We start from the raw sequence: 15,760 nt of genomic DNA on the forward strand, positions 1-15,760 counted from the left end.
CGGGACCCTAGGATCGCATCATGGAGCGCCTCGACATCGTCTTCCCGTGCCTGAACGAGGCCGCTGCACTCCCCCGCGTGCTGGACCGGCTCCCGCCGCATTCCCACGCGATCGTCGTGGACAACGGCAGCACCGACGGGTCCGCTGCCGTCGCCGCCGCGACGGGCGCGACGGTGGTGACGGAGACCCGGCGTGGTTTCGGCGCCGCCGCGCACGCCGGCCTGCTGGCCGCCACGGCACCGCTCGTCGCGTTCTGCGACGCCGACGCCTCCCTCGACCCGGCGGAACTCGACGGCTTCCGCCGCCTCGTCGAGGACGGCGAGGCGGACCTCGTGCTGGGGGCACGGAGGCCCGGTCGCGGTGCCTGGCCGCTGCACGCCCGTGCTGCCAACGCAATCCTGGCCCGGCGGATCCGCCGGGCCACGGGCTACCCGGTCACCGATCTCGGCCCCCTCCGGCTGGCGCGACGGGAGGACCTGCTCGCCCTCGCCCTGACGGACCGTCGCAGCGGCTATCCCCTCGAGATGGTCCTGGCGGCGTCGCGCGCCGGCTGGACCGTGGCGGAGCGTCCCGTCGCCTACGCGCCGCGCGTCGGCCGCTCGAAGGTCACCGGCACCGTTCGCGGGACGGTCACCGCCGTCCGCGACATGTCGCGGCTGCTGCGGGCCCACGCGTGACGGCCGCAGGGGTGAGCCGGTGGGACGCCCTGACGGTCGCCATCGTCGCCAAGGAGTGCCGCCCGGGTCGGGTCAAGACGCGGCTCTGCCCGCCGCTGCTGCCGGAACAGGCGGCGGAACTCGCCGCCACGAGCCTGGCGCAGACGATGTCGACGGTGCGCGATCTCCCGGTGCGGCAACGGGTCCTGTTCTTCGACGGGGATGCCGCAGGAGCCGGCGCGCCCGACGACGCTGCGGCGTTCACCGTCCTCCCCCAGCCCGGCGGCGGACTCGACGAGCGCCTGGCGCACCTCTGCGCAACCGTGACCGGTCCCCTGATGATCATCGGAATGGACACCCCCCAGCTCGCCCCCACGGACCTGACCCCGCTGCGCCGCGACTGGGCGCGTCCCGACCCGGAGGCCGACGCGTGGTTCGGGCCCGCCGCCGACGGCGGGTTCTGGGCCCTCGCCCTCGCCGAGCCGGCGCCCGAACTCATCCGGGGCGTGCCGATGTCCGTGGAGCGGACCGGTGCGGAGCAGCGCTCCCGGCTGGTGGCCGCCGGCCTGCGGGTGGGTGATCTCGGCACCCTCCGGGACGTCGACGTCGTGGACGACGCCGTCGACGTCGCCGGGCTGTGCCCGGGGACGCCGTTCGCCCGGCTGTGCGATCAGTGGGGGCTGACGTCGCCCGCCGTCCCCGGCCGGCACCGCGAGTTCGGCGTCGCGTCCTCCGGGGACCGGCGATGAGCGCCTGGGCCGAACAGGAAGCGAGCGGACTGCCTTCGGTGGACGTGGTCGCCAACCCCTACAGGGACGCGCTCAACGGCGGCGCCCACGCTCTCGACGGCGGGGGGACGATCCACATCGTCGACGTCACGGGCCGGGTGCCTCCCGTGACGTGCGACGTCCGTCAGTGGATGGCGGAGCCGACCCCGTCCGACCGGTCGATCCTGGACCTCGTCGACGGCCCGATCCTGGACGTCGGCTGCGGACCCGGCCGGATGCTGCAGGCGGCTCGCGACCGCGCTCTCGAGGCGGTCGGCGTGGACCTCAACCCCGAGGCGGCCGGGCTGGCGCGTTCGCGTGGGGACCGCGTCCTCGAGCAGTCGGTGTTCGCCCCCATCGCCGGGCGGTGGAACGGGTTCCTGTTGATCGACGGCAACATCGGTATCGGTGGCGATCCCCTCCAGCTGCTGCGACGGCTTCGCCGGCTCGCTCACCGCGGCGCCCGTCTGCTCGTGGAGACGGACCGCCAGGAGCATCTCGAGGAGCACTACCAGGCGGTGCTCTGCGACGAGGGTGGCCGCTGCGGGGAGCAATTCGCGTGGTCGCGGGTGGGAGCCCATCCGCTGCGCCGTCTCGCCCGCGCCGCCGACTGGACGCCCGTGAGCGAACACCGGATCGACGAACGGACGATCAGCGTCCTCTCAGCGTCCTGACCCGCTGGCGTCGCCACGGGGACGGGCGCCGGCACCCCGGCGTTCGATGACCAGGACCAGACCGGCGACCATGACGGCCAGGATCAACCACACCACGCCGACGGCGAGGGCGTAGTCACCGGTCAGCAGGGTCGGGTTGCTGCTCTGCCGCTGGGCTCGCACCAGGGCCGGGACCGGCAGGGCCACCATGGCGCCGACGACGAGTCCACCCCGCAGCACCACGGCCGAGGCGGGGCGCCACGTCCCGGTCAGGCGGCGCAGTGGCCGCCCGACCGCGTGCGTGAGGGGGACGAGGACACCGTCGTGCAGGGCCACCGCCGCCGCGAGCCAGCCCAGCAGACCCAGCAGCTGCGGCGGCCCGAGCTCACCGACCAGACCGAGGACGCCCACACCGAGCTGGACGACGCCGAGGACACCCAGGAGCACGCGGACCGGACGCGGACCACCGCGCGGTACGCCGGCGCCGCTCGTCACACGATCACCTCCACGGAGGACAGCCACTTGGTCTGGAGCACCCCGGGCCGGCCGGGCGCGATGACCCGCGCCGGATAGCCGTGCTCCAGGTCCAGCACCGCGCCGTTCAATTCGAGTGCGACGAGGGTCTGCTCGTCGGCGGCACAGGCGGCGGGCATGGTCATCTCCCGGTAGCTTCCCTGCGGTTCCAGGGAGGTGAATCGCAGGGTCGAGGCCGCGGGCGCGCCGACGAGGGTCAGGAGCTCGCGGACCGGAACGCCCCGCCAGTGGGCGTTCTGGCTCCACCCCTCGACACACGCGATCGGCAGGTCGTGCTCCCGCTGGGGCAGTGCCCGGAGGGCTTCGAGCGTGAAGGACCGGGACCGCCCGTCATGCGTCACCGTCAGCGCCCACCCCGGATCACGGGCCAGCTCCCCGACGGCCGCCTGGGCGGAGGTCCGGTTGACCGGCACACCCTGGGGGCCGACCCCCATGCGGCGCGGGGCGAGCACGTTGACGCCGGCGAGCGCGGGGAGGGACTGACCGGCCGTCGTCGTCACCAGTGCCGCCGAACCCAGGCCGATCGCGGCGAGCACGCCGCGCCGGCTCACCCCGACCCGCGGGTCGGCGGCCCCCCGCCCGTGGGGGCGCAGCGGCCTGCGCCAGTGGTCCAGGATGACCGGGAGCTTGATCGCCACGTGCAGCACGAGCGAGCCGATGATCACCCAGGCCAGCCAGTAGTGGGTCTGCCGGAACGGGAAGGGCCACGGGTACCACTGGTAGGTGTTGATCAGGCCGATCGTCACCTGCACCAGGCTCGCGGACACGAACAGGGCGATCGACGCACGCTCCAGGGCGTGAGGCATCGACCGGACGGGCGGCCACTCGAGCAGCCGCGGGTACACGCTCCACAGTTTGCCCAGCAGCAGCGGGATCGCCGCGATGCCGGCGGTCACGTGGACGCCCTGGGTGATCCGGTAGAGGGAGACGGGACGGGTGGGCAACAGTCCTGCGGAGGACAGGGCCGTCGTCGCCGACGCATCCTGCAGCACATGGGAGAAGACGCCCGTGGCGAAGCAGGTCAGGAATGCCGCGCCCAGCCAGCGGCCGAGCACGACGGTGAGACGCGGGTGCCGGACCGGCGACCGTACGGCGCGTTCCATCCGGTCCACCAGCGTCGGCCTGCCGGTGAGCCCATCCCCGCCGGCCGGCCGCTGAGTGCCACGACGGCTGTGCCCCTGCATGCACCCATCCCACCACAGCACGCCACCCCGCGAGGGAACCTGGACGCGCCCTCTCGGTCCCGGAGTCGAGTCGAAGCCTCCGGATGGGGCATGCTCGATCACATGGACGCAGCAGAGGGCACGACGACCGGAGACGCCGACGCCCGCCCGAGTGCCTTCCCGGCGACGGCGGCGACGCCGTGGTTGCTGGTCGCGACCGCCGTGGTGGGCGTGTCGCTGGCCGGGGTGCTGTACCTCGCCGTTGACCGGATGCGTCTGGTCGGCCTCGTGCCCGGTGCGACCGCCGGGAACATCGGCGGGGCGGACGTGTCGATGATCCTGACGTCGATCGCCTGGGCCCTGTTCCTGCTGGCCGGTGTCCTCGCCTCCCGTTGCCTCCGCCGCGTCAGCGCCGGGCTCGGGTGGGCCGTCGTCCTGGGCGGAGGAATACTGATCGCCCTCGCGGTGCTGAGCGCCCCGCCCTCGACGAGCAACGACTCCGCGCGGTACGCGTGGGACGGCATCGTTCAGCGTGCCGGCATCTCGCCCTTCGCGCACGTGCCCGCCGATCCGGCGCTGGCGTCGCTGCGCCCGGACTGGCTGGTCGGTCCCCAGCTGCCGGGCGGCGGATGCGATCCCACCCGTTTCCCGTCGGACCCGAACGTCCAGGACGGGCTGTGCTTCGCCATCAACCGCCCGACCGTGCCCACCATCTACCCGCCCGTGGCCGAGCTGTACTTCTTCCTCGTCCGCATGGGTGTGCCCGCCGAGGTGGGTTTCATCGCCCTGCAGGTCGCCGGCGCGGTCCTCGTGGTCGGCGTCACGGTCGTCCTGCTGCGCCTTCTCGGTCGTGGACGCCGGGACCGAGCGCTCTGGTGGGCCTGGTGCCCTGCGGTGGCCATGGAGGGCATCAACAACGCCCACGTCGACCTGCTCGCCGCCGTCCTGCTGCTCCCCGCCGTGCTGCTGCTCGCCCGCGGCCGCGTGACCACCTCGGCGGTGGCCTTCGGTGCCGCGGTGGCCACGAAGGTGCTACCGGTCCTCGCCGCCGTGGGCCTGCTCTACCGCAGACCGGTCCGCTTCGTGCTGGTGGCGGCCGCCACCGTCGTCGTCTCCTACGTGCCCTACGTGCTGTGGTCCGGCGCCGACGTCCTCGGCTTCCTGCCCGGATATCTGCGGGAGGAGGGCTATTCCAGCGGCGGCCAGTCCACCCGGTTCGCCCTGCTGACGACGGTGCTGCCGACCACGGCCGCCGGCGCGGCGGGGATCGCGATCGTCGCCGTCCTGGCCGCGCTGCTGTGGTGGCGGTGGGGTCGGCGGGCACCGACGGGCGACGGACCGGGACCGTGGGACGCTCAGTGCCTCTTCCTCGGTCTCGCGCTGCTGGTGGTCAGTCCCACCTACCCCTGGTACACCCTGATGATCGTCCCCCTCGCCGTGTTGACCGGGCGCTGGGAGAGCCTCGGCGTGCCGCTGGCGCTGACGGTCATGTACAACTTCGCGATCGCCGACGACCGCCTCGTCTGGGCGCGTGGCGCGACCGGTGCCGCCCTCGTCGTCCTGGTCGTCGTCACGGCCCTGCGCATCTCGGCTCGGCGCCGGACCGCGCGTCGCTCGGCGGAGCGCGGGAGCGAGCAGGCACCGGGCCTAGAGGCCGAAGGTCTCCGTGTCCTCGAAGGGGCCGACGACGACGGTGCTGCGCGGGCCGGAGGCCAGTGACCGGGCCAGCTCGGTGACCTGGGCCGTCGTCACCCGCTGCACGCGGTCGAGCGACTCGTCCAGGTCGATGAACCGGCCATGCACGAGCTCGGCGCGGCCCAGACGCGACATCCGTGACGCGGTGTCCTCGAGTCCGAGGACGAGACCGCCCCGCAGCTGCCCCTTGGCGCGGTCCAGTTCGTCGGCGTCGAGCCCGTGGTCGGCCAGCCGGGCGAGCTCGGACTCGAGCAGCCCGAGCACCTCGGGCACCCGGGCCGGGGAGCACCCCGCGTAGAGGCCGACGTAGCCGGCGTCCGCGTACCCCGCGGCGAACGAGTACGTCGAGTAGGCCAGGCCGCGCTTCTCGCGGATCTCCTGGAACAGGCGGGAGGACATGCCGCCGCCGAGCGCGGCGTTGAGGACGCTGAGGGAGAACCGCCGATCGTCGGTGGCGTTCAGGCCCGCGGTGCCCAGGATGATGTTGGCCTGCTCGACGGGCCGCTGGACCACGCGCAGGTCGGTGACGGGGGTGATGACGGCCGCCGCCTCGGAGCGCCGGTCCACCGGCACGGCGTCCGGGTCGAGCTCCCACCCGGACCGGTGCAGCGCCTCGAGCACGAGGCCGCACACGGCGTCGTGGTCCAGGCTCCCGGCGGCGGTGACGACGAGCTCGTCCGGCCGGTAGTAGCGCCGATAGTGCGCGGCCACGGATTCGCGGCCGACGCTGCGGATGACGTCGGGGGTGCCGCCGATGGGCCGGCCCAGCGCGTGATCGCCGAGCACTGCCTCGGCGAAGCGCTCGTGCGCGACGTCGGCCGGGTCGTCGCTGGCCATCGCCAGCTCCTCGAGGATGACGGTGCGCTCCTGCTCGAGCTCGTCCGGGTCCAGGGACGCGGAGGTCACCATGTCGGCCATCGTCGCGATCGCCATCGGCAGGTGCTCGTCGAGCACGTGCGCGTAGTAGCAGGTGCTCTCCTTCGCCGTCGCGGCGTTGGACTCGCCGCCGACGGCGTCGAACGCCGAGGCGATGTCGAGGGCCGACCGCGTCGGGGTGCCCTTGAACAGCAGGTGCTCGAGGAAGTGGGTCGAGCCGTACTCGCCGGCCGCCTCGTCGCGGGAGCCGACCGCGATCCAGAAGCCGACGGTGACGGCGCGCTGGCCGGGCATCGCCTCGGTGAGCACCCGCACGCCGCCGGGCAGCACGGAGCGCCGGACGGGCGAGTCGGGGGCCGTGGGCCATCCGGACGCCGTGGTGGAGGCGGAGGTCATGCGTCGCTCCTTCGAAGGACGAGCAAGGGTGGGCGGGAACGATGTCCCGCGGAAGACGGCAGGAGGCCCGCCGCACGTGGCGGCGGACCCCCTGGCGGAGCCTGTCAGGCCGTGTCGTCCCGAGAGACCGGGACGGGCGGATCAGCCCTCGGCCGGAGCCTCGGCGTGAGCCCGCTCGCCGGCCGCGCCGGAACCGGTGTCCGCGTCATCGTCGACGACGGGAGCCAGCGACAGCTTGCCGCGGTCGTCCACCTTGGTGATCTCGACCTGGACCTTCTGGCCGACGCCGACGACGTCCTCGACGTTGTCGACCCGCTTGCCCCCGGCCAGCTTGCGCAGCTCGGAGATGTGCAGCAGGCCGTCCTTGCCCGGGGTCAGCGAGACGAACGCGCCGAACGTCGTGGTCTTGACCACGGTGCCCAGGTAGCGCTCCCCCACCTCGGGGACCTGCGGGTTGGCGATCGCGTTGATCGCCGACCGCGCGGCCTCCGCGGACGGGCCGTCGGTGGCGCCGATGTACACGGTGCCGTCGTCCTCGATGGAGATGTCCGTGCCGGTGTCGTCCTGGATCTGGTTGATCATCTTGCCCTTGGGCCCGATGACCTCGCCGATCTTGTCGACCGGGACGCGGACGCTGATCACGCGCGGCGCGAACTCGCTCATCTCGTCCGGGCCGTCGATCGCCGCGGCGAGGACCCCGAGGATGTGCAGGCGGGCCTCACGGGCCTGGGTCAGCGCGGCGGCCAGCACGGAGGCGGGGATGCCGTCGAGCTTGGTGTCGAGCTGGATCGCGGTGACGAACTCGCTCGTGCCGGCGACCTTGAAGTCCATGTCGCCGAACGCGTCCTCGGCGCCGAGGATGTCGGTCAGCGCCGCGTAGCGGGTCTCACCGTCGACCTGGTCGGAGACCAGGCCCATGGCGATGCCGGCCACCGGGGCGCGCAGCGGCACACCGGCGTTGAGCAGGGACAGGGTCGAGGCGCACACGGAGCCCATCGACGTCGAGCCGTTGGAGCCCAGCGCCTCGGAGACCTGGCGGATCGCGTAGGGGAACTCCTCGCGCGTCGGCAGCACCGGGACGATGGCACGCTCGGCGAGCGCGCCGTGCCCGATCTCGCGCCGCTTGGGCGAGCCGACCCGGCCGGTCTCACCGACGGAGAACGGCGGGAAGTTGTAGTTGTGCATGTACCGCTTGTGCTTGACGGGCGACAGCGAGTCGATCTGCTGCTCCATCTTGAGCATGTTCAGCGTGGTGACACCCAGGATCTGGGTCTCGCCGCGCTCGAAGATCGCGGAACCGTGCACGCGCGGCAGCACCTCGACCTCGGCGGTCAGTGCGCGGATGTCGGTCAGGCCACGGCCGTCGATGCGGACCTGCTCGCGCAGGATGCGCTGGCGGACGACCTTCTTGGTCACGGCGTTGAACGCGCCGGCGACCTCCTTGCCACGGCCTTCGAACGGTGCGCCCTCACCGGCGAGCCGGTCGACGGTCGCCTTGATCAGGGCGTCGGACGCGGCCTCGCGCTCCTGCTTCGCGGCGATGGCGAAGACGCGGCCGATCTCGTCGGACGCCTCGGCGGCGACGACGTCGTAGACGTCCTGCTCGTAGTCCTTGAAGACCGGCAGCTCGAGGGCCGGCTTCTGCGCGCGCTGCGCCAGGTCGGACTGCGCGTCGCACAGGGCGCGGATGAACGGCTTGGCCGCCTCCAGGCCCTCGGCGACGGTCTCCTCGGTCGGAGCCGGGGCGCCCTGCTCCTTGATGAGCGTCCAGGCGTTGTCGGTGGCCTCGGCCTCGACCATCATGATGGCGACGTCATCCGCAACGACGCGACCCGCGACGACCATCGAGAAGACGGCGTTCTCCAATTCGGAGTGCTTCGGGAAGGCGACCCACTGGGCGCTGCCGGAACCGTCGGTCACGAGCGCGACGCGCACGCCACCGATCGGGCCGGAGAACGGTGCACCGGTCAGCTGGGTGGACATGGACGCGGCGTTGATGGCCACGGCGTCGTACAGCTCGTCCGGGTTGACGGACATGACCGTGATGACGACCTGGACCTCGTTGCGCAGGCCCTTGGTGAAGGCCGGGCGCAGCGGGCGGTCGATCAGGCGGCAGGCGAGGATGGCGTCCGTGCTGGGACGGCCCTCACGCCGGAAGAAGGAACCGGGGATGCGGCCGGCGGCGTACATCCGCTCCTCCACGTCCACGGTCAGGGGGAAGAAGTCGAAGCCCTCGCGCGGCGACTTGCCGATCGCGGTGGCCGACAGCATCGACGTGTCGTCGTCGATGTACACCATTGCCGAACCGGCAGCCTGCTGGGCCAGCCGACCGGTCTCGAAGCGGATGGTGCGCTTGCCGAAGCTGCCGTTGTCGATGACGGCCTCGGCGTACTTGATCTCGGGACCCTCCATGAAGAAGGTCACCTCCGTTTCTGTGATCGTGGCCGCGCCTCCGCCCCGCGCGGGACTCCGCGCGGGTGGCAACCGGTCTTCGATCGAGATCCCCGGGGCGGTTCCGCGTCGTGAGGACGTGGCGCCCGGAGATCACTACCGAGGACCGCAGCTGCCGTCGGGGGCGCTGGCCGGGATTGTTCGGGTTCCTGCTGCATCGTTCACCGGCCGGGGCCGGTCCAGCAGGAACAGGAAAGGCGGCCGACACCGGTCCCCGTCCGGCGGATCGACCGCCGGTCCGGGCACGTGGGTGTCCAGCCGCCTTCCAGTGTATCGGTGCGGACGCGCTCAGCGGCGCAGGCCGAGCCGTTCGATCAGGGACCGGTACCGGGTGATGTCGGTGTCGTGCAGGTAGGTCAGCAGCCGGCGACGGCGGCCGACCAGGGCCATCAGACCACGACGGGTGTGGTGGTCGTGCTTGTGCACCTTCAGGTGTTCGGTCAGGTCCCGGATCCGCTGGGACAGCAGGGCCACCTGGACCTCGGGCGAACCGGTGTCGCCCTCGACGGTGGCGTAGTCGCTCATGATCTGCTGCTTCGTGGCGGCATCGAGTGCCATGGGTAACTCCTTCGAGTCAGTACCGTGTCAGAGAAGATGCCGTGACGGTCCCCGAGGGGTGGCACGACGCGGGACCGGCAACCACGGACTGCAGCCGGACCCGACGGATCAGTCTATCAGGACCGTGGACAGGCCCGTGGACAGGGGGATGCCGGGCGTCTACCCTGTGTGCTGTTCAGCGATCCCACCAGGGGTGGTGGGGGTGCGCGCGGCCCGGTCCGTCCCGGGTGCGCCAGGTCTGCTGCGGGGGGACCATGTGGCTCGACGCCGGGTCTCGCCGCCCACTCGCCATCGGAGTCACCCATGCGCCGAACACTCATCTCGCTGTGCACCGCTCTCACCCTGGCCCTCACCGGGGCCGTCGCGGCCGGGCCCGCGCAGGCCGCCGCCCGGGCGCCGTCGCCCGGCACCCCGACGCCGGTCACCGCGGCGAACCTGGTCACCCCGCTCTCCGTGGCCGCCGGCCGCGGCAGCTCCGTGCTCTTCACCCAGAACTTCGCCGGGCTGCTCGACCGCACGGACGCGAACGGCAACGTCTCCACCGTGTACCGGACGAGCACGCCCGGCGCGGAGGTCGGCGCCGTGTCCTACCGCTACGGCGTCACCGTCTTCGCCGAGAACACCGGCGCCGGCAGTGAGAACCCCGCCATCACCACGGGCCTGATCAAGGCGATCCTGCCCGGCGGCCGCGTCGTCACCCTCGCCGACGTGGCCACCCACGAGGAGCAGACCAATCCGGACGGCAACGTCCGGTACGGGTTCCGGGACCTGCCGGCCTCGTGCCTGGCGCAGGTACCGGCCGAGGTCCCGGCGTCCTACACCGGTCACGTCGACTCGCACGCGTACGCCACCGAGCCGACCCTGAACGGCGTCTACGTCGCGGACGCGGGCGGCAACGACATCGTCGTCGTCAACCCCTGGACCCACAGCGTCCGCACCGTCGCGGTGCTGCCGCCCTCGGTCACCCACGTGACCGCCCAGGCCGCGCAGGCCACCGGGCTGCCGGCGTGCACGGTGGGACACGACTACTACTTCGAGCCGGTGCCCACGGACGTGCGGAAGGGCTGGGACGGCTGGCTGTACGTCTCGACGCTGCCGGGCGGCCCGGAGGACCCGTCGCTGGGCGCGCGCGGTGCCGTCTACCGCGTCAACCCGCGCACCGGCGCGACGCAGCTGGTCGCGAGCGGGCTGGCCTCCCCCACGGGGTTGGCGTTCAGCCCGCGCGGCGACCTGTACGTGGCGGAGCTGTTCGGCAATCGCGTCTCGGTGATCACGCGAGGCTCGCACACGGCGCGGCCGTTCCTGTCGGTGCCGCTGCCGGCCGACGTGTCGGTCAAGGGCTGCACGCTGTACGTGACCACCAACGCGCTGCCGGGCGACAACACGCCGCCCGCGGGTCAGGTCGTCAAGGTCACCCTGGCGGGCGAGCGGCGCGGTGCCGTCGGCCCGAACCAGGACGCCGACTGAGCCCGAGGTGACGGGTGGGGCCGCGTCCCGGACGGGACCGGCCCCGTCCGTCGACGGACCGGGCGCCCGGTCACACCCTTCGGGAGTGACCGGGCGTCGCCGCGCCCTGCAGGACCTCGCGCGTGGTCTCGATGTCCAGGCGCATCTGCTCGATCAGGGCCTCGACCCCGGTGTAGGCGACCATGCCGCGGAGCCGCTCGACGAACTCGACCGCGACGCNCAGGACCTCGCGCGTGGTCTCGATGTCCAGGCGCATCTGCTCGATCAGGGCCTCGACCCCGGTGTAGGCGACCATGCCGCGGAGCCGCTCGACGAACTCGACCGCGACGCGCTGGCCGTAGAGGTCGAAGACGTCGACGTCCTCCCCCACCGGCCGGTCGATGACGTGGGCCTCGACCTGGCGGCTGACGCCCTCGAACGTGGGGTTCGACCCCACCGAGATCGCCGCGGGCCAGCGCTCCCCGCGCTCGTCGACCAGCCAGCCGGCGTACACCCCGTCGGCCGGGATGTAGCCCACGGCATCCGTCGCGAGGTTCGCGGTGGGGAACCCCAGCGCCCGGCCGCGGGCGGCGCCGTGCACCACGAGGCCGCGCATCCGGTGCGTGCGGCCGAGCACCGTGGCCGCGGTCCGCACGTCGCCCTCGTCGAGTGCCTCGCGGATCCACGTCGAGGAGCCGCGCCGCTCGTGTTCGGGATCATCGGGGTCCCCGGCGCCGAACTGATACTCCTCGATCACGGTGACGTCGAAACCGTGGGCGGCGCCGAGCCGCTCCATCTCCTCCCGGTCACCGGCGTTGTCCCGGCCCCAGCGCACGTCGTGCCCGACGACGACGGCGACGGCGCCGAGCGCGTCCAGGAAGACGCCCGTGACGAAGTCCTCCGCCGTGGTGCGGGCGAGCTCGGCCGTGTAGTGCATGACGAGCACGGCGTCGACGCCGAGGTCGGCGAGGGCCTCGAGGCGGTCGGCCAGGCCCATGATCAGGGTGGGCGCACTCTCGGGCCGGTGGACGGTGGCCGGGTGCGGGTCGAAGGTCACGACGACGGCGGGGACTCCCCGCTCGCGGGCCTGCCGCACGAGCTCGGCGATCACCTGCTGGTGGCCGCGGTGGACACCGTCGAAGTTGCCGATCGTCACCACGCTGGGTCCGAACCCGGCGGGTACCTCGGCGACATCAGGGAAGTACTGCACGCGTCTCCATCTCCTCGGGGCGCCGCACGGGCCGGCGGCGCTGTCCCATCCACACCGGGCGATCAGCACCCGGTGATCGACGACCGGCGGTCAGCGATCGGCGGTCAGCGACCGCTTCAGCTCGACGGTCTTGGTGATCCAGCGGTGCCACACGAGCAGGGCCGCCGGGAAGGCAAGCTCGACGATCATCAGCACGATCATCAGCCAGTGGGGGGTGCCGCCGACGATCGCCCACGAGATCACGCGACCGATGCCGCCGAGGAACACCATCATGCACACGAGCCACAGCACCTCGACCCACCGGAACTTGATCGCGATGGCGATGAACGCCGCTCCCACGCCGATCTCCACGGCCGCGAAGAAGCGGAACTGGCTCTCGAGCGTGGGGTCGAAGGGGCCGCTCGCGGCGTCGGGCAGCCCGTGCGTGCCGGTGATGAGGAAATAGGCCCCGACCGCGGCGAGCACGACGCCGACGGCGATGACGACGGCGCGGAAGGTGCCCCAGTCCGATCCGGGGCGGGACGTCGTGGGCGCATCCGTGCGGCCCTGCTTGCCGGGGCGCTCCGGACGGTTGTTGCGACCGGGTGCGGTGCGGTCGACCGGCGCGGTGCGGTCGTCACGACGGGGTGCGGTGCGGTCGGCGCGTGCGGTGCGGTCGACACCGCCCGTCGTCGACCGGTCCGTGCCGACGCGCGGTGCGGACGGGGCCGATCGCTCGGTCGGTTGGACCGGTCCGGACGCGGGGCGGCCGTCGATGCGGCGGGGCTCGTCGGAGGGTCCGGGGCCGGTGGGGATCTGGGTCACTGGGTGCCTCGATTCGTGGTGACCGGTGCGACGTCGGAGGAGGTCGACAGGTGCCTTCTCAGTTTCTCACGCACCCGCGCTCAGGCGCCCGCTGCGCGAACGTCGGCGGCGGCGAGGCTGAGCAGCCAGACGTCGACCGGCTCGCCGCGCAGGCTCGCGAACGCGGGCAGCTCGGCGTGGAAGGTGAAGCCGAGTCGACGCGCGAGGGCGAGGCTGGGCTCGTTGCCGGCGTACGCCTGCCAGTAGAGCCGCCGCAGGCCGAGCCCCTCGACGGCGTAGTCGATGATCACCCGGCACGCCGCCGTGCCGATTCCGCGTCCGCGCGCGGCCGGGCCGAGGTTGATGCCGACGTCGGCCGTCGTGGCGCGGAAGGCGTGCAGTCCGACGGTGCCGAGGAGGGTGTCGCCGGCGGGGTCGGCGACGGCGAACACGTGGCTCGTGCCGTCACGCCAGCCGTCCGGCACGGTGTGGTTGAGGAACGTCAGCGCGTCGTCGGTCGTGTAGTCCAGCGGCACGGGCACGAACCGCTGCGCCTGCTCGTCGCGGCAGTTCCGAACGAGCGCGGGCACGTCGTCCTCCCGCAGCGGCCGCAGCCGGACGGTCGCCCCCTCGATGAGCGGGGCGACGGGCGTCGGCAGCGCGGAGCTCTCAGGCACCGACGTCACCACGGGCACTGTCGCCGGCGCGACGGGTCGGCCGGTTCCGGTACAGCCACCACAGGCCGATGATCGGCAGCACGAGCGGGACGAACCCGTAGCCGCGGCCGAAGCCGGACCAGACGGTGTCGTGCGGGAGGGTGGCCGGGTCGAGCACGCTGAGCAGGCCGACGACGACGACGCCGGCCAGCTCGATCCCGACCGCGACGACGGCCGCCCGCCACGACCCGGGCCGTCGGGAGGCCAGGCACACGGTGGCGACGATGTAGACGACAGCGGCGAACGCGGAGAGCAGGTACGCCAGCGGGGCGTCGGCGAACTTGGTGGCGATCTGGAAGGCGGCGCGCGCCGTGGCCGCGAGGGCGAAGATCGCGTAGACGGCGATGATGAGGCGACCGGGGCCGGACGCCTTCGACGCGGAGGGTCTCTCGTTCACAGGCCGGCGTGTCCTTCCCAGATCTGCAGCATGCGCGCCATCATGACGAACACGGTGACGCCCACCGCCGCGAGCACGAGGGTGCTCCAGCGGGTCCGTTCGACCAGCGACCAGTAGACCGCCGCGGGCGGGATGAGGGCCGCCGTGATCAGGTAGCCCCAGTACTCCCAGGGTGCGCCGCGGGGCCCGGCGCCCGTCGCCGAGCCGATGATCGCGGCGACGACGACGATCAACAGCACCACCTCGACGGCGAGCACGGAGAACACCGTGAGGTTGTCCGGGATGCGGCCGCGGATGCCCTCGACCAGGCACACGACGGTCGAGAACACCGCGACCACGGTGGTCAGCCAGAACAGGACGCTCATGCCGGGCGCGGTCCGTCCGCGGGGCGCGGCGTCGGCGTCACCAGGACGAGGGCGGGACGGGCGGAACGGCCGTCGTCCTGCAGCACCGCGGCGAGGCTGCCGTCCTCGGCACGGGCGGCGACGGTGCCGTGTTGCGGTCCGGCGGCAAGCCGACGGCCGTGGGCGAGCTCGGTGACCTCGGCGGCGTCGACGGTGCGGCTGGGCAGCACGGCCGCGGCGGCGTCGCCGGCGTCGATCAGGGGCAGTCCGTCCTCGCGGTCCCGGGCCTCCTCGAGCTCCTCGAGGGTGCCGGCGTCCTCGATGCGGAACGGGCCGACCGCGAGCCGGCGCAGCCGGGTCAGGTGGCCGCCGGTGCGCAGGGCGGCACCGAGGTCCCGCGCCAGCGCGCGCACGTAGGTGCCCGAGGAGCAGTCGACCTCGACGTCGACGTCGAGCACGGGGACGATGTCCCCCGACCCGGTGCCGGCGGTCGCCTCACGGATCGCCTCGATCGTGAAGCGGGAGACGGTGACCGGCCGGGCGGCGAGGGCGACGTCCTCACCGTCGCGCACGCGCTTGTAGGCGCGCTGGCCGTCGATCTTGATGGCGCTGACGGCGCTGGGAACCTGCTCGATGTCGCCGGTCAGGGCGGCGACGCCGTCCCGGACGGCGGCCTCGGTGATGCCGGCGGCCCCGGCGGCGGAGGTGACCTCGCCCTCGGCGTCGTCGGTCACGGTGGACTGGCCGAGGCGGATGGTCGCGGCGTAGGTCTTGGGGACGCCCACGACGTACGTCAGCAGTTTCGTGGCCCGGTTGATGCCGATCACGAGCAGGCCGGTGGCCATGGGGTCCAGGGTGCCGGCGTGGCCGACCCGGCGGGTGCCGGCGAGACGGCGCATGCGCCCGACGACGTCGTGGCTGGTCCAGCCGGCCGGCTTGTCCACGAGGACGAACCCGTCGCGGGTCTCGCGGCGGTCTCCTGGCGCTGGCACGCAGACGATCCTACCTCCCGCGGTCGGGCCCGGGAGCCGCCCTAGATGTTGTGGGTCCTGACGTTGCCGACAGTGGGGCGGGGATGAGGAAACGGGCTCCTGGTCGGCACGATGGGAGGTGCT

General features: G+C 72.9%; 15 protein-coding genes and 2 pseudogenes. 5 read left to right on the plus strand and 12 right to left on the minus strand.

The genetic code is table 11. The features are described from left to right. The first annotated feature begins 20 nt into the window (after positions 1-20). From V6N00_RS15860 to V6N00_RS15870, 3 genes are read left to right on the plus strand one after another with little or no spacing between them, the layout of a single operon-like run. Positions 21-677, plus strand: coding sequence for a glycosyltransferase family 2 protein (locus tag V6N00_RS15860; RefSeq protein WP_334233847.1), 657 nt, complete (start codon positions 21-23; stop codon positions 675-677). Next, positions 674-1,405 carry a TIGR04282 family arsenosugar biosynthesis glycosyltransferase gene (locus V6N00_RS15865; RefSeq protein ID WP_334233849.1) on the plus strand — a complete coding sequence of 244 codons (732 nt, stop codon included), beginning with the start codon at positions 674-676 and terminating at the stop codon, positions 1,403-1,405. Before V6N00_RS15860 ends, V6N00_RS15865 begins: the two co-directional genes overlap by 4 nt. Further along, positions 1,402-2,097 (plus strand): class I SAM-dependent methyltransferase, encoded by a 696-nt coding sequence (locus tag V6N00_RS15870; protein WP_334233851.1) that lies wholly within the window; start codon positions 1,402-1,404, stop codon positions 2,095-2,097. Before V6N00_RS15865 ends, V6N00_RS15870 begins: the two co-directional genes overlap by 4 nt. On the opposite strand, the gene V6N00_RS15875 is transcribed toward V6N00_RS15870, so the two are convergent. Together V6N00_RS15875 and V6N00_RS15880 are read right to left on the minus strand one after the other, a co-directional pair. Then, entirely contained in the window at positions 2,086-2,571 is a 486-nt protein-coding gene (locus V6N00_RS15875; protein WP_334233852.1) for a hypothetical protein, read from the minus strand. The two genes, V6N00_RS15870 and V6N00_RS15875, sit on opposite strands and share 12 nt — an antisense overlap. After that, a complete protein-coding gene (locus V6N00_RS15880; protein ID WP_334233854.1) occupies positions 2,568-3,713 on the minus strand; it encodes a molybdopterin-dependent oxidoreductase in 1,146 nt (381 codons plus the stop codon). The genes V6N00_RS15875 and V6N00_RS15880 overlap by 4 nt, the downstream gene beginning before the upstream one ends. Positions 3,714-3,896: 183 nt before the next feature. Between V6N00_RS15880 and V6N00_RS15885 the strand changes: the two genes are divergently transcribed. Beyond that, positions 3,897-5,492, plus strand: coding sequence for a glycosyltransferase 87 family protein (locus V6N00_RS15885; RefSeq protein ID WP_334233856.1), 1,596 nt, complete (start codon positions 3,897-3,899; stop codon positions 5,490-5,492). On the opposite strand, the gene V6N00_RS15890 is transcribed toward V6N00_RS15885, so the two are convergent. The 3 genes from V6N00_RS15890 to rpsO all read right to left on the minus strand — a co-directional run bounded on the left by V6N00_RS15890 (position 5,421) and on the right by rpsO (position 9,749). After that, positions 5,421-6,740 (minus strand): M16 family metallopeptidase, encoded by a 1,320-nt coding sequence (locus tag V6N00_RS15890; RefSeq protein ID WP_334233858.1) that lies wholly within the window; start codon positions 6,738-6,740, stop codon positions 5,421-5,423. The genes V6N00_RS15885 and V6N00_RS15890 overlap by 72 nt on opposite strands. Positions 6,741-6,881: 141 nt before the next feature. Next, positions 6,882-9,152, minus strand: a complete 2,271-nt coding sequence (locus V6N00_RS15895) for a polyribonucleotide nucleotidyltransferase (RefSeq protein ID WP_334233896.1) — start codon at positions 9,150-9,152, stop codon at positions 6,882-6,884. Between the two features lie 327 nt (positions 9,153-9,479). Further along, positions 9,480-9,749 (minus strand): 30S ribosomal protein S15, encoded by a 270-nt coding sequence (rpsO, locus tag V6N00_RS15900; protein WP_334233860.1) that lies wholly within the window; start codon positions 9,747-9,749, stop codon positions 9,480-9,482. Positions 9,750-10,052: 303 nt separating this feature from the next. Between rpsO and V6N00_RS15905 the strand changes: the two genes are divergently transcribed. Further along, positions 10,053-11,216 carry a ScyD/ScyE family protein gene (locus tag V6N00_RS15905; protein WP_334233862.1) on the plus strand — a complete coding sequence of 388 codons (1,164 nt, stop codon included), beginning with the start codon at positions 10,053-10,055 and terminating at the stop codon, positions 11,214-11,216. A 70-nt stretch (positions 11,217-11,286) separates the two neighbouring features. Here the strand turns inward: V6N00_RS15905 and V6N00_RS17265 are convergent. From V6N00_RS17265 to truB, 7 genes and pseudogenes are all read right to left on the minus strand, one after another. Next, positions 11,287-11,433: pseudogene (locus tag V6N00_RS17265) on the minus strand (riboflavin kinase); the annotation flags it as partial. 3 nt (positions 11,434-11,436) lie between these two features. Beyond that, a pseudogene (locus tag V6N00_RS15910) lies at positions 11,437-12,405 on the minus strand (bifunctional riboflavin kinase/FAD synthetase); the annotation flags it as partial. A gap of 90 nt (positions 12,406-12,495) precedes the next feature. Further along, on the minus strand, positions 12,496-13,209 hold the full coding sequence (locus V6N00_RS15915) for a DUF4345 domain-containing protein (RefSeq protein ID WP_334233866.1): 714 nt from the start codon (positions 13,207-13,209) through the stop codon (positions 12,496-12,498). Between the two features lie 80 nt (positions 13,210-13,289). Then, a complete protein-coding gene (locus V6N00_RS15920; RefSeq protein WP_334233868.1) occupies positions 13,290-13,865 on the minus strand; it encodes a GNAT family N-acetyltransferase in 576 nt (191 codons plus the stop codon). After that, positions 13,858-14,301 carry a hypothetical protein gene (locus tag V6N00_RS15925; RefSeq protein ID WP_334233869.1) on the minus strand — a complete coding sequence of 148 codons (444 nt, stop codon included), beginning with the start codon at positions 14,299-14,301 and terminating at the stop codon, positions 13,858-13,860. Before V6N00_RS15925 ends, V6N00_RS15920 begins: the two co-directional genes overlap by 8 nt. Continuing rightward, a complete protein-coding gene (locus tag V6N00_RS15930; protein ID WP_334233871.1) occupies positions 14,298-14,666 on the minus strand; it encodes a hypothetical protein in 369 nt (122 codons plus the stop codon). The genes V6N00_RS15925 and V6N00_RS15930 overlap by 4 nt, the downstream gene beginning before the upstream one ends. Next, positions 14,663-15,637, minus strand: coding sequence for a tRNA pseudouridine(55) synthase TruB (gene truB / locus V6N00_RS15935; RefSeq protein WP_334233873.1), 975 nt, complete (start codon positions 15,635-15,637; stop codon positions 14,663-14,665). The genes V6N00_RS15930 and truB overlap by 4 nt, the downstream gene beginning before the upstream one ends. Positions 15,638-15,760 lie beyond the last annotated feature (123 nt).

It is taken from the genome of Tersicoccus mangrovi, from assembly GCF_036881825.1.
GTDB lineage: Bacteria > Actinomycetota > Actinomycetes > Actinomycetales > Micrococcaceae > Tersicoccus > Tersicoccus mangrovi.

Excerpts from the sequence above, each read along its gene's own strand:
- V6N00_RS15860 (WP_334233847.1), top strand. The coding sequence starts at position 21 with ATGGAGCGCCTCGACATCGTCTTCCCGTGCCTGAACGAGGCCGCTGCA.
- V6N00_RS15870 (WP_334233851.1), top strand. The coding sequence starts at position 1,402 with ATGAGCGCCTGGGCCGAACAGGAAGCGAGCGGACTGCCTTCGGTGGAC.
- V6N00_RS15880 (WP_334233854.1), bottom strand. The coding sequence starts at position 3,713 with ATGGAACGCGCCGTACGGTCGCCGGTCCGGCACCCGCGTCTCACCGTC.
- V6N00_RS15885 (WP_334233856.1), top strand. The coding sequence starts at position 3,897 with ATGGACGCAGCAGAGGGCACGACGACCGGAGACGCCGACGCCCGCCCG.
- V6N00_RS15890 (WP_334233858.1), bottom strand. The coding sequence starts at position 6,740 with ATGACCTCCGCCTCCACCACGGCGTCCGGATGGCCCACGGCCCCCGAC.
- V6N00_RS15895 (WP_334233896.1), bottom strand. The coding sequence starts at position 9,152 with ATGGAGGGTCCCGAGATCAAGTACGCCGAGGCCGTCATCGACAACGGC.
- rpsO (WP_334233860.1), bottom strand. The coding sequence starts at position 9,749 with ATGGCACTCGATGCCGCCACGAAGCAGCAGATCATGAGCGACTACGCC.
- V6N00_RS15905 (WP_334233862.1), top strand. The coding sequence starts at position 10,053 with ATGCGCCGAACACTCATCTCGCTGTGCACCGCTCTCACCCTGGCCCTC.
- V6N00_RS15930 (WP_334233871.1), bottom strand. The coding sequence starts at position 14,666 with ATGAGCGTCCTGTTCTGGCTGACCACCGTGGTCGCGGTGTTCTCGACC.